Source organism: Bradyrhizobium sp. CCH5-F6, assembly GCF_001556045.1.
Taxonomy (GTDB): domain Bacteria; phylum Pseudomonadota; class Alphaproteobacteria; order Rhizobiales; family Xanthobacteraceae; genus Bradyrhizobium.
Genome location: NZ_LSIC01000185.1, coordinates 26029 through 37822 on the forward strand (window position 1 = coordinate 26029; position 11794 = coordinate 37822).

12 protein-coding genes are annotated in these 11794 nt (G+C 65.8%); 6 read left to right on the forward strand and 6 right to left on the reverse strand.

Features of this window, described 5'->3' with window-relative positions:
• Positions 1-32 precede the first annotated feature (32 nt).
• Positions 33-185 carry a hypothetical protein gene (locus AX729_RS40775; RefSeq protein WP_197433725.1) on the reverse strand — a complete coding sequence of 51 codons (153 nt, stop codon included), beginning with the start codon at positions 183-185 and terminating at the stop codon, positions 33-35.
• Between the two features lie 228 nt (positions 186-413).
• On the reverse strand, positions 414-962 hold the full coding sequence (locus tag AX729_RS31920; RefSeq protein ID WP_018646206.1) for a cupin domain-containing protein: 549 nt from the start codon (positions 960-962) through the stop codon (positions 414-416).
• A gap of 148 nt (positions 963-1110) precedes the next feature.
• Here AX729_RS31920 and aptA point away from each other — a divergent pair, with 148 nt between their 5' ends.
• Entirely contained in the window at positions 1111-2439 is a 1329-nt protein-coding gene (gene aptA, locus AX729_RS31925; RefSeq protein WP_061028148.1) for an omega-aminotransferase AptA, read from the forward strand.
• A gap of 70 nt (positions 2440-2509) precedes the next feature.
• Complete coding sequence (locus tag AX729_RS31930) at positions 2510-3775, forward strand: D-amino acid dehydrogenase (RefSeq protein WP_061028149.1); 1266 nt, start codon at positions 2510-2512, stop codon at positions 3773-3775.
• A 178-nt stretch (positions 3776-3953) separates the two neighbouring features.
• On the opposite strand, the gene AX729_RS31935 is transcribed toward AX729_RS31930, so the two are convergent.
• Together AX729_RS31935 and AX729_RS31940 are read right to left on the reverse strand one after the other, a co-directional pair.
• The gene (locus AX729_RS31935; RefSeq protein WP_197433726.1) at positions 3954-4184 is read right to left on the reverse strand and encodes a hypothetical protein; all 231 of its coding nucleotides are present in this window, start codon (positions 4182-4184) and stop codon (positions 3954-3956) included.
• Between the two features lie 152 nt (positions 4185-4336).
• The gene (locus AX729_RS31940; protein ID WP_061028151.1) at positions 4337-5926 is read right to left on the reverse strand and encodes a gamma-glutamyltransferase family protein; all 1590 of its coding nucleotides are present in this window, start codon (positions 5924-5926) and stop codon (positions 4337-4339) included.
• A gap of 104 nt (positions 5927-6030) precedes the next feature.
• Here AX729_RS31940 and AX729_RS31945 point away from each other — a divergent pair, with 104 nt between their 5' ends.
• Positions 6031-6804: an enoyl-CoA hydratase-related protein gene (locus AX729_RS31945; protein WP_061028152.1), complete on the forward strand. Its 774-nt coding sequence runs from the start codon at positions 6031-6033 to the stop codon at positions 6802-6804.
• A 93-nt stretch (positions 6805-6897) separates the two neighbouring features.
• Here AX729_RS31945 and AX729_RS40780 read toward each other — a convergent pair whose 3' ends face one another.
• Both AX729_RS40780 and AX729_RS31950 read right to left on the reverse strand, forming a co-directional pair.
• A complete protein-coding gene (locus AX729_RS40780) occupies positions 6898-7074 on the reverse strand; it encodes a hypothetical protein (RefSeq protein WP_197433727.1) in 177 nt (58 codons plus the stop codon).
• A 9-nt stretch (positions 7075-7083) separates the two neighbouring features.
• Entirely contained in the window at positions 7084-7317 is a 234-nt protein-coding gene (locus AX729_RS31950; protein ID WP_061028153.1) for a DUF6894 family protein, read from the reverse strand.
• 203 nt (positions 7318-7520) lie between these two features.
• Here AX729_RS31950 and AX729_RS31955 point away from each other — a divergent pair, with 203 nt between their 5' ends.
• From AX729_RS31955 to AX729_RS31965, 3 genes are all read left to right on the forward strand, one after another.
• Positions 7521-9593 (forward strand): PQQ-dependent sugar dehydrogenase, encoded by a 2073-nt coding sequence (locus AX729_RS31955; RefSeq protein WP_061028154.1) that lies wholly within the window; start codon positions 7521-7523, stop codon positions 9591-9593.
• Positions 9550-10491 (forward strand): SMP-30/gluconolactonase/LRE family protein, encoded by a 942-nt coding sequence (locus tag AX729_RS31960; RefSeq protein ID WP_061028155.1) that lies wholly within the window; start codon positions 9550-9552, stop codon positions 10489-10491. Before AX729_RS31955 ends, AX729_RS31960 begins: the two co-directional genes overlap by 44 nt.
• A gap of 132 nt (positions 10492-10623) precedes the next feature.
• On the forward strand, positions 10624-11649 hold the full coding sequence (locus tag AX729_RS31965; RefSeq protein ID WP_061028156.1) for a histone deacetylase family protein: 1026 nt from the start codon (positions 10624-10626) through the stop codon (positions 11647-11649).
• Positions 11650-11794 lie beyond the last annotated feature (145 nt).

The following is an 11794-nucleotide window of genomic DNA, read 5'->3' on the forward strand; positions in this document are numbered from 1 at the left end:
GGGGCGAGACAAGCTCGCCCCGCCGTCGCGCGTCAGTTCAGTTTCCTGCGGAGGGCCTTGAGCGCCTCCTTCTGCGCTTCGATGTATTGCTCGATGGTCTTGCGCAGCTCCTGCGAGTGGAGCTTGTCGGTGTCGCGCTGCACTTCGTCCAGTGCGGGTTCGGCATTTGCGAGCGTGGTCTTCATGGCGTACCCCGTTGCGAAGCGGCCCCGGAGTGCCTAGGAGTCCGGGGCCATAACCTCAGCACCTTTGCGAGGCTGCTCGGCTACGGACTCGATAATAGGAGAGATGCCGCGAGCGGAAATTGAGGTGGCTCAAGCGCGGTTCGAATTTCGTGCCGCCGACGCCCCGTATTAATCCGGATTTGATGTTCTCGACCGAGGTGTGACGCGGAGATCGAACGCGCAGGCTCCTCAGAAGGTCGGCGGCGTGCAGGCCGAGATGACTTCGCAGGGCTTGCCGCCGACACAGCGGAAGCGATGCGGACGGCGGCTCTCGAAATAATAGGCATCGCCCGGGTTGAGGATGCGGCGCTCGTCCTCGACGGTGACCTCGAGCTTGCCCGAGATCACGATGCCGCCTTCCTCGCCGTCATGGACCAGGTGGACGCGCCCGGTGTCGCTCCCCGGCTCGTAACGCTCCTTCAGGATCTGGAGGCTGCGGCCGAACAGATTGTCGCCGACTTGCCGATACGAGATCGGCTTCTTGCCGACCTCGGTCAGCTCTTCCGCGCGGTAAAAGATCTTGCGCCTCGATTCCGGCTCCAGCGCGAAGAACTCGGCGAGCCCCATCGGAATGCCGTCGAGGATGCGCTTGAGCGCGCCGACCGAGGGGTTCATCTGGTTGGACTCGATCAGCGAGATCGTCGAATTGGTGACGCCGGCGCGCTTGGCGAGCTCGCGCTGCGACAGCTTGTGGCGCGCCCGGATGAATCGCAGCCGTCCACCGATGTCGACGCTCATGCAGCTTGCCCCTGTTGCAGGTGTTGCGGATCGCGCAAATATGGACCGGAGGGGCCAGTCGGATCAATGGCTTGCAGCTTGCCAGAAAAGGACTTGTTGCGGTTCCGAAAGCGTGGCTCAGCTATGGGGTCAGCAAAGGAGCGCGGCCGTGACCCTTCATCAGATCCCGAACACCATCAAGACCGATTCATACTGGATGCCGTTCACGGCCAACCGGCAGTTCAAGAAGTCGCCGCGCCTGTTCTCCTCGGCCGAGGGCATGTACTACACCAGCGTCGACGGCCGCCAGGTGATCGATGGCTCCGCCGGCCTCTGGTGCGTCAATGCCGGCCACGGCCGCAAGCAGATCGCCGCCGCCGTCGAGCGGCAGCTGATGACGCTGGACTTCGCGCCGTCGTTCCAGATGGGCCATCCGCTGGCGTTCGACTTCGCCGAGCGGCTCGCCGAGATCGCGCCGAAGGGCCTCGACCGCGTCTTCTTCACCAACTCCGGCTCCGAGTCGGTCGACACCGCGCTGAAGATCGCGCTCGCCTATCACCGCGCCAACGGCCAGGCGAGCCGCACCCGCCTGATCGGCCGCGAGCGCGGTTATCACGGCGTCGGCTTCGGCGGCACCTCGGTCGGCGGCATGGTTGCCAACCGCCGCGCCTTCACCACCCTCCTGCCGGGCGTCGACCACATCCGCCACACCCATGATCTCACCCGCAACGCCTTCGCCAAGGACCTGCCCGAGCATGGCGCCGAGCTCGCCGACGATCTCGAGCGTCTGGTGGCCCTGCACGGCGCCGAGACCATCGCCGCCGTCATCGTCGAGCCGGTGCCGGGCTCGACCGCGGTGCTGCCGCCGCCGAAGAACTATCTCCAGCGCCTGCGCGCGATCTGCGACAAGCACGGCATCCTGCTGATCTTCGACGAGGTCATCACCGGCTTCGGCCGCCTCGGCACCCCGTTTGCCGCCAACTTCTTCGGCGTCACGCCGGACCTGATGACGACCGCCAAGGGCATCACCAACGGCACCGTGCCCTGCGGCGCGGTGTTCGCCAGCCGCAAGATCTACGACGGCATGATGAACGGCCCGGAGAACACGATCGAGCTGTTCCACGGCTACACCTATTCGGCGCATCCGGTGGCCTGTGCCGCCGGCATCGCGACCCTCGACATCTACAAGGACGAGGGCCTGCTCACGCGCGGTGCCTCGCTCGCCGAATACTGGCGCGATGCGCTGCATTCGCTGAAGGGCCTGCCGAACGTCGTCGACATCCGCAATTGCGGCCTGATGGGCGCGGTCGAGCTGGCGCCGCGCGACGGCGTGGTCGGCGCGCGCGGCTACGACATGCTGGTCGATTGCTTCAACAACGGCCTCTACCTTCGCACCGGCGGCGACTCCGTTGCGATGTCGCCCCCGCTCATCGTCGAGAAGAGCCACATCGACCAGATGGTCTCGATCCTCGGCGATGCCATCAAGCGGGTGGCCTGATAATTGCTCTCGCCGTTGCGAGTTGTTTCCTTGCAGCGGCGAGCGTGATGCCGCGGGAGTTTGACGAAGCGTGAAAGTTCTGATCCTCGGTAGCGGTGTCATCGGTGTCACCTCTGCCTACTACCTCGCACGTGCCGGTCATGACGTGACGGTCGTCGACCGTCAGCCGGAGCCGGCACTGGAGACCTCTTTCGCCAATGCCGGCGAGGTGTCGCCCGGCTATTCCTCGCCCTGGGCCGGTCCCGGCGTGCCGGTGAAGGCGGTCAAGTGGCTCTTGATGAAGCACGGCCCGCTGGTGATCCGGCCCAAGCTCGATCCCGTGATGTGGGTCTGGCTGCTCAAGATGCTGCGCAACTGCACAAGCGAGCGCTACGCGGTCAACAAGAGCCGGATGATTCCGATCGCGGAATATAGCCGCGATTGCCTGCGCGACCTGCGCCGCGACATCGGCATCCAGTATGACGATCGCGCACAGGGCACGCTCCAGCTGTTCCGCTACCAGGCGCAGCTCGACGGCACCGGTGAAGACATCGCGGTGCTCAAGCAATACGGCGTTCCCTTCGAGGTGCTGAGCCGCGAGGGCTGCATCGCGGTCGAGCCGGCGCTATCAGGCGTGAAGGAGAAGTTCGTCGGCGGCCTTCGCCTGCCGCAGGACGAGACCGGCGACTGCCACATGTTCACGCAGGCGCTCGCCAGGCATGCCCAGGCGCTCGGCGTGCGCTTCATGTTCAACACCGGCATCGACCGCATCGTCACCGAGGGCGCCCGCGTCAGCGGCGTTGCGACCAGCGCCGGCCTGTTGCAGGCGGACGCTTACGTGCTCGCGCTCGGCAGCTGGTCGTCGCGGCTGGTGGCGCCGCTCGGCATCTCGTTGCCGGTCTATCCGGTCAAGGGCTACTCGATCACGGTGCCGATCAAGGACGCCTCCGGCGCGCCGGAATCCACCGTGATGGACGAGAGCTACAAGGTTGCGATCACCCGCCTCGGCGATCGCATCCGCGTCGGCGGCACGGCGGAAATCTCGGGCTATTCGGACAAGCTCTATGACGCGCGGCGCGCCACGCTCGACCATTCGTTGACCGACCTGTTTCCGCGCGGCGGCGATCTCGCCAAGGCGACGTTCTGGAGCGGCCTGCGTCCGATGACGCCGGACGGCCCGCCTGTGATCGGCCCGACGCAATACGCCAATCTCCACCTCAACACCGGCCACGGCACGCTGGGCTGGACGATGTCCTGCGGCTCTGGCCGGGTGCTCGCCGACATGCTGTCAGGCAAGAAGCCGGAGATCGACGTCAGCGCGCTGACGGTGGACAGGTATAGTCACCGCTTCGGGTGAAACTCTCTCCGCGTCATTGCGAGGAGCTCTTGCGACGAAGCAATCCAGAATGCCTCTACGGCGAAAGTCTGGATTGCTTCGCTTGCACTCGAAGGTTGCCGCGTGCGCGATCGGCTCGGCATGTGAGAAGGCGCCTCCCGATCAAGGGCTGCGCCTTGCAATGATCGGCAGCTAGACCTCAGCAGCGGCCTTGCTTCCACAGGCCGGGCGGGCAGCCGTGACCGCGCCAGCCGACCTTGCGTCCGTGCGACCATCCGGGGGGCGTGCCGTGGTGATGACGGCCCATCGAATGACCGTGGCCATGACCATGGCCATGACCGCCGCCATGTCCGCCCTTGGCCAGTGCAGGGCTCGTCAACGTGAAGCCGGCCGCGATGATCAGCGACGCGGCGAGCGCGAGTTTCTTCATCATGTCCTCCAAATGGGCGAGCGCATTTGTCCGTTCAATGAACGAACTGTCGGCAGCTAGGTTCCTTGCGAATGTGGAGGAGTCGTGACGCTCGCGCGGATACGTCATCGCGCAAGGGCTCAACGCGCGCTGGCATCATCTCGCATGCGAGCTCAGTCTTCCGCGACCGCGTCGGACCAGGGGTGAAAGATCTCGACCGCCCCAAAATTCGTGTCGCCCTCGCGCATCACCACGCTCGGGCAGGCGAATTTCGGCGGCAGCGACTGCACCAGCGCTTCCTCGTAGTCGAAGCGGGCTGCGAGCTCCTTGCGCACGTCCGCCGGCAGCCGGCCGTCGCCGATCACGACGGCGCCTTCGCTGGCGTCGATGCGCGGCTGATGCAGGGCGGCCTCGAGCTGCATGCCGTAGTCCATGGCAAAGGACACGAGCTGCATCACGGACGGCAGGATGCGGCGGCCGCCGGAAGCGCCGATCGCCAGCCGCCTGCCGTCGGCGGCTTCGGCGATGACGGGCGTGTAATTGGTGAGACAGCGTTTGCCCGGAGCCAGAGAATTCGTGGTGCCCGGCGTCGGGTCAAACCACATGATGCCGTTATTCATCGCGATGCCGGTGTGCGGCGTCACGTATTTGGAGCCGAACAGGGACAGCAGCGTCTGCGTCACCGCGGCCATGTTGCCGTGACGGTCGACCACCGAGAAATGCGTGGTGCAAGCCGGCGCCAGATATTCGGCCCCGAGCGCGCGCTTGCCGGCGGCATCGCCCATGTCGTTCAGTCGCTCGCGATAGGCCGATTGCAGCGCGGCGGCATAGTCGGCGTAAGTGGTCGCATCGGGCTGGCCTGCCGGTTTGAGGTTCTGCTGCAACAGTCGCAGCGCATGTGCCAGCGTCGGCCCGGCGGTGAGCTCGGGCGTCGCCAGCACTCTTCCGCCGCGGTAGGGGATCGCCAGCGCCTCGCGCGAATGCGCCCGGAAGGCGGCGAGATCCTCTACCGACAGCGCGCCGCCATCGGCGCCGATGTCCGAAGCAATGCTCCGCGCGATGTCGCCCTGGTAGAAATCACGCGGGCCGGCTTCGGCGAGCCGAGTCAGGGTTGCCTGCAGCGTGTCGAGACGCAGTCGCGTCTGCGATTTGATGCCCCATGGCGCGCTGGGCGGCAGGCCGTCCTTCAGATAGCTGGCCGCGCTGGCTGGATAGCGCCTGAGATCCGCGGCTCCGCTGGTGATCATCAGCGTTGTCCACCAATCCACCAGCATGCCTTCGCCGGCGAGCGCCGCGCCGGGAGCCACCAGATCCTTCCACGGCAGCTTGGCGTGGCGGCGATGCGCCTCCTCCATGCCCGCGACAACGCCGGGCACGGCGATTGCGCCCGGGCCGTGGATGTTGCGATCGTCCTTCACGCGCGGCCAGGGAAACAGGTCCGAGGCTGCGCCCTCGCCGCTGAGTGGATAGTCCGAAATACGCAGGCTCTGCGGCGCGCACATGCCGTAGTCGATCACCTCGTAGCGATTTTCCTTCGCACGGTAGAGCACCATCGCACCGCCGCCGCCGATTCCGCTGTTCCAGGGCTCCAGCACGTTCAGGGCAAACGTGGTTGCGACGACCGCGTCCACGCAATCGCCTCCCGCGGCCAACACCTGTGCTCCGACCTCGGCCGCGCGTCGCGATTGCGCCGCGACGATGCCGCCTTTGGATGTGATTGCCGACTTGCGGACGGTTTGGTTGAAGCTGAACTGATGAGGCATGATGACGTCTTATGTGCTGCGTTGAGGTCGACGCTACGCGATTGGCGGAGCGCGCGGACAATGGCACATCGGAGCCAACGAGAACATCAAAAGGGAGAGGCGACATGGCTGGTGTGAAACAGGCGCGGGATGGTGCGGTCGGGATCTTGAGCCTCGACGAGCCGGCCAGCCTGAATGCGATGACCCCGGACCTGCTCGGCGCGCTCGCCGCCGCCGTTGCGGAGATGACGAAGGACGAGGACGTTCGCGCCCTTGTCCTCACCGGAGAGGGGCGCGGGTTCTGCTCGGGCCAGAACCTGAAGGCCTCGGAGGCGCTCGGCGAGGACATCGCCGCCGGCGTGATGCGCTTCTACTGGCCCGCCTTCAAGGCCTTGCGCGAGTGCCGCGTGCCCGTCGTCGTCGCCGTCAATGGCGTCGCGGCCGGCGGCGGCTTCAGCCTCGCGATGGCCGGCGACATGATCGTGGCGGCGAAGTCTGCAAGCTTCATCCAGGTGTTCAGCCGCATTGCGCTTGTGCCGGATCTCGGCTCGACCTGGCTGCTGCCGCGGCTGATCGGCCGGCAGCGCGCGCTCGAGCTGATGCTCCTGAACGAGCCGCTTACGGCCGAACGCGCCCAGGAGATCGGCCTGGTGCGGCAGGTCGTCGAGGACGCGAAGCTGATGGAGGAGGCGCTCGCCCTGGCCCGCCGCCTCGCCGAGGGACCGACGCGCGCTTTGGTCGCAACGCGCGCGCTCATCGAGGAGAGCGAGCATGCGACCTACGAGGCGCAGTTCCGCCGCGAGATCGAGCTTCAAGCCACGATCCGCAAGAGCGCCGATGCCATCGAAGGCCGCAACGCCTTCGTCGAGAAGCGCAAGGCGAGGTTTACGGGGCAGTGAGGTCGGGAAGCGTTTCCCCGGGGCTTGTCATGGCCGAGACAAGCCCGGGCATGACGCGTGGAGAGAGCGGTCTGTCAGGAGAGTGGACCGCGTTCAGAGTGAGCGGTCCAGCCGGCTGGCCTGATACTTGGCGTGCCATTTCGGGCCAGGTCCGCGCATGTAATGCAGCTCGGGACGGTAAGGGTTGCCTGCGACGCGCATCAGCGTCTGCCATTTGGTGGCGACGAAGTTCAGCGGTTGGCGGAGCAGGCTCAAGGACGCGAGCAACATGGCATCACCTCAATGCGGCTTGCCGAGCATGGCGGTGAAGGGGAGATCGAAGATCTCCTCGCCATCGTCGTCGCTGACATGAATCACCCAGTCGCGCCAATCCTCGCTGCTCGGCGTCTGGATCATCGACCGCATGATCTGGGCGGCATGGTCGCGGGCCTCGGTGAGATTGGACACGGCGGCGCCGGAACGGTCGATCAGCGTGCCCTCGGTATTGGAGCAGTGGAAATAGACCTGGACCATGTGCGCCTCCTGTGAGAGCGATCGGGACGGCAAACCGATACCACCCGAGGCATTCGCGAGACATTCGGGTCGAACCCGGTAAGGAAATCTACGGAGATTGGTCGCCGCGGAAGCCACAACAGGTTTCATCACAGGCGGGTGATGATCAACTGGACGGCGTTCCGGCGACATGGAACAAGTTCTCCAGGAAATTCGGGGGCACCGTGAACCTGTTCACATTCCTGAGCGAACGCCGAAGCTTGCGCGTGTTCGCGGCGGCCATCACCGGAGCGCTGCTCGGCTTCGCCCCGGCTTCGTCCGAGCCGATCAGGAAGAGCGGCTACGCGATCGGCACGGAACTCTGCGGCAGCGACGATCTCGCCTTTCCCAGAATCCAGATCGACATGAGAGCGGGATACTGCGCCGGCCTCGTCGCCAGCGAAGAGGACCGCCTGAAATTCCCGCGCTCGATCATCCAGGTGCCCGGCCGTGACCTGTTCGTGGTGGCCGACATGGGCGGGTGGGGCCACACCGACGGGCGGCTGCTGCTGCTCGACCCGCACGCGCCCCAGGAGCGACGCTTCAAGGAGCTGCTGACGGGACTCGAATACCCGTTCGGCCTCGTGATCGGCCCGGACAGGAAGCTCTATGCCTCGACCGCCGAGACGATCTTCCGGTTCGATCCGCTCGCCGACAACCCACGCAGCACGGTCGAGACCATCATCCGCCACATGCCCGGCCGCCGGATCACGCTGCCCGACGGCACGAGGCTCGACGAAAGCGCGCACCCGCTCAAGCAGTTCGTCTTCGACAGGAAGGGGCGGCTGTTCGTCAATGTCGGCTCGCACAGCGACGACTGCATCACGCGTGCGCCGATCACGAAGCCCTGCGCCGCAGCCGAAGGCGCCTCCGCAATGGCCGCGATCTGGCTGTTCACGCCGCCTCCGGGCGGCGTCTTTCCGGCATTGAAGCCGAACGATCCCGACCCGCCGCACACCGTCTATGCGCGCGGCCTGCGCAACTCGATGGCACTCGCGCTACACCGGAATTTTCCAGATCCCGGCTATGCGTTCCTCCAGGGCGAGAACGGCCACGACCTGCCTGACATCTTCAAGCCGAACGAGGAGATCAACGCGATCGAGCAGGGCAGGCATTATGGCTGGCCGTATTGCTACGATGTGTCGACGCCGAGTCCTGAGTTCAGGAGCGTGCTGCAATCGGGCCAGTACAAATCGCTCTGCACGGCCAATGCGCTCTACAAGCCGCCGCTCTCGCTGATGCCGCCACACGGTGCGCCGCTTGCGATGCTCTATTATCATGGCGCCCGATTTCCGGAGCTGGAAGGCAAGCTTCTGGTCGGCCTGCACGGCTATCGCCCGACCGGCAGCCGTGTCCTGATCTATGATGTTGACGATCATGGTTTCCCCAAGCCTGCCACGGCGCCGGTGCACTATCACGTCAGCTGCGCCGCTGACCCGACCCGCAGCTTTCAGACCGAGCTCGGCGAGGTCGCTGCCGCGCCGTTCGAGGAGCTGATCGCGGGCTGGCACCGCGTCAACGGCGCGCGGCCGCAAGGCGCGCCCGTCGGCATGACGGTGGCGGAGGACGGCGCGATCTGGCTTGTCGAGGACAAGAACAAGACCGTGATCCGGATCGATCGCTCCACGGGCGATGCGCCGCAGCCATTGCCCTGCGACATGCGCAGCCAGGCCATGATCGACCAGCTCGCGGCCTTCGTGGCGCGAGACGCGCAGAACAGCGCCCGGCTCACCACGCTGCGCAAGGGCCTCGTCGAGAGGCATTGCGCCGGTTGCCACTCGGATTTCGGCCTGAAGCCGGGTCAATCAGAGACGGAGAAGGACGGGGCCGTGCTCCGTTTCATGCTGTCGCAGGACGGCTGGATCTATCCGGGCGATCCCGACGCCGGCAAGCTGCGCACGCGGCTCCGCGGTCTCGGCGCGGAGAGGCTGATGCCGCCGGGTGGCGAGAGCCTGCCGAAGACGGAGCCCGGCTACAAACGTCTGCTGGACGCTGCGGATCTGCTCGTCGCGAAGATGGTCCCGGGCACGCGGATGCGGATCAAACCCGGTCCGCCGCAGCGCAAGTTCTACGGCAAGACGAACAAGGAATGCGGCGAAATACCGGCCGCCAAGGTCGTCGTCGTGACACAAAGGAACGCTGTAGACAAACCCGGCTTCAGCCGATTCTTCCGGCCGGCCGATCCCTATCTGAATGGCGAATGCACCGACGACAATGGCTATTACATCCGGCAGGAATTTCTGGTGCCTGTGGAGTAGCATCCTCTTCGTCACCGCGACCGCGCCCGCCCAGGCCGAGACCAGGCCGTTCGAAAGTGCACAGGTGACGCCCGCCGGCGAATACACGTTCGGCATCGAAGGGCCCGCTGCCGACCTCGACGGCAATCTCTACGTGGTCAATCTCGGCAAGCCCGGCACCATCGGCAGGCTGCCGGCCGGCGGAGCGGCGTCGGAGCCATTCACGGTTCTGCCCGAGGGCAGCGTCGGCAATGCCATCCGTTTCGATCGGAACGGCACCATGTTCATTGCCGACTACAAGAAGCACAACATCTTCGTCATCCCGAAGGGCGCGACGGAGCCGGCCGTCTGGTTTCACTCCGGCGAAATGAACCAGCCGAACGACATCACCATCGCGCGCGACGGGACGATCTATGCGAGCGATCCGAACTGGAAGGGCCGCCAGGGACACATTTGGCGCATCGCCAAGGGTGCCGACGGCACCGTGCAGGGACAGATCATGGCTGCGCCGCGCGCGATGGGCACCACCAACGGCATCGATCTCAGCCCGGACGGCAAGACGCTCTATGTGAGCGAATCCAGCAGCGGCCAGATCTGGTCCTATGCGATCAACGGCAACGAGCTCACCGGCGCGAAGCTCGTCAAGTCGTTTCAGCCCGACACCGTTGACGGTCTGCGCACCGACGTTTCCGGCCGTCTCTATGTCGCGCGCATTCTCAAAGGCACGATCGCGCTGATGAAGCCCAGTGGCGCCGTCGAGCGGGAGATCGCGCTGAAGGGCAAGGAGCCGACCAACCTCGCCTTCGGCGGCAGTGACGGCAAGACCGTCTTCGTCACCCAGCGCCAGGGCGGCTTCATCGAGTCCTTCCGCACCGACCAGCAGGGGCGCGAGCACTGCCTCCAGCGCGGCCGCTGCTGAGCATCACGGGCGATCTGCTTCCGGCGCAGAGCCGCGCGCCAGGTGCGGCATTCTTCTTGCTTGCATCTCGCCGCCACGGGGATCAAGACATCTGTGGCACACCTTAAGAGCATGCGACCACGGAGTGTTTGAGTGAAGGCCGTCCATACCGAGCTGCATCGCAGCCACGATCCGCAATTCTTCCTGGTTCGCGGCGTCGTCAAGCGAACCACCGAGCAACCCGAGCGCGCCGACCGCCTGCTCAAGGGATTGAAGGACGGCAAGCATCAATTGGTCGAGCCGACGAAATTCGGGCAGGGGCCGCGCGCGCGCATCCACAGCCCGGAATATCTGTCGTTCCTGAGCCAAGCCTGGGACGCCTGGACCGCGCTCGGCGATTCCGGCCCGGAGATGATCGGCAACATCCATCCCGTGCGTCATGCCGCGACCTATCCCACCCACATCGTCGGCAAGCTCGGCTGGCACACCGCCGATACCGCGGCGCCGATCGGCCCGGGCACGTGGGCGGCCGCCTGCGCCGCGACCGACGTCGCGGTCACCGCCGCGCAGATGGTGATGGACGGCGAGGATGCGACCTACGCGCTCTGCCGTCCGCCCGGGCATCACGCCTATCGCGACATGGCCGGCGGGTTCTGTTTCCTCAACAACAGCGCCATCGCGGCGGCGCATCTGCGGCTGAAGCACGAGCGCGTCGTGATCCTCGACGTCGACGTCCATCACGGCAACGGCACGCAAGGCATCTTCTACGCGCGGCCCGACGTCTACACGATCTCGATCCATGCCGATCCAGTCGCGTACTACCCGTACGTGTGGGGCTACGCCCATGAGCGCGGCGAAGGACCCGGCCTCGGCACCAATCTCAACATTCCCCTCGCCATCGGCACCGGCGACGACGGCTACATGCGGGCGCTGGACCTCGCGCGCAAGGCGATCGAATCCTTTGCTCCGGGCGCGCTGGTGATCGCGCTCGGTCTCGATGCCTCCGAGCACGACCCGCTGAAGGGATTGGCCGTCACCACGCCCGGCTTCCGCCGCATCGGCCAGGCCATCGCGAAGATGGGCCTGCCGACCGTGTTCGTGCAGGAGGGCGGTTATCTCTCGGATATCCTCGGCGCGAACCTGACCTCGGTGCTGGCGGGATTCGAAGAGGCCCGGTGAGTCTCTTTCGCCTCTCCCCGCGTGCGGCAGGGCTATTGCAGATGAGAGCTTTCTTTGCGGCCATCCTCCGAGACGCCCGCCTTTGGCGGGCCCTCAGGATGAGGGCGGAGTGCGCGGCAGCAGTTTCAACGGGCACTGACGCCAA

What these genes read in the sequence shown, in the direction of transcription:
- AX729_RS31960 (WP_061028155.1), top strand. Translation starts at nt 9,550, where the DNA reads ATGGCTATTACATCCGGCAGGAATTTCTGGTGCCTGTGGAGTAGCATC.
- AX729_RS31950 (WP_061028153.1), bottom strand. Translation starts at nt 7,317, where the DNA reads ATGGTCCAGGTCTATTTCCACTGCTCCAATACCGAGGGCACGCTGATC.
- AX729_RS31940 (WP_061028151.1), bottom strand. Translation starts at nt 5,926, where the DNA reads ATGCCTCATCAGTTCAGCTTCAACCAAACCGTCCGCAAGTCGGCAATC.
- AX729_RS40780 (WP_197433727.1), bottom strand. Translation starts at nt 7,074, where the DNA reads ATGTTGCTCGCGTCCTTGAGCCTGCTCCGCCAACCGCTGAACTTCGTC.
- AX729_RS40775 (WP_197433725.1), bottom strand. Translation starts at nt 185, where the DNA reads ATGAAGACCACGCTCGCAAATGCCGAACCCGCACTGGACGAAGTGCAG.
- AX729_RS31920 (WP_018646206.1), bottom strand. Translation starts at nt 962, where the DNA reads ATGAGCGTCGACATCGGTGGACGGCTGCGATTCATCCGGGCGCGCCAC.
- AX729_RS31945 (WP_061028152.1), top strand. Translation starts at nt 6,031, where the DNA reads ATGGCTGGTGTGAAACAGGCGCGGGATGGTGCGGTCGGGATCTTGAGC.
- AX729_RS31935 (WP_197433726.1), bottom strand. Translation starts at nt 4,184, where the DNA reads ATGAAGAAACTCGCGCTCGCCGCGTCGCTGATCATCGCGGCCGGCTTC.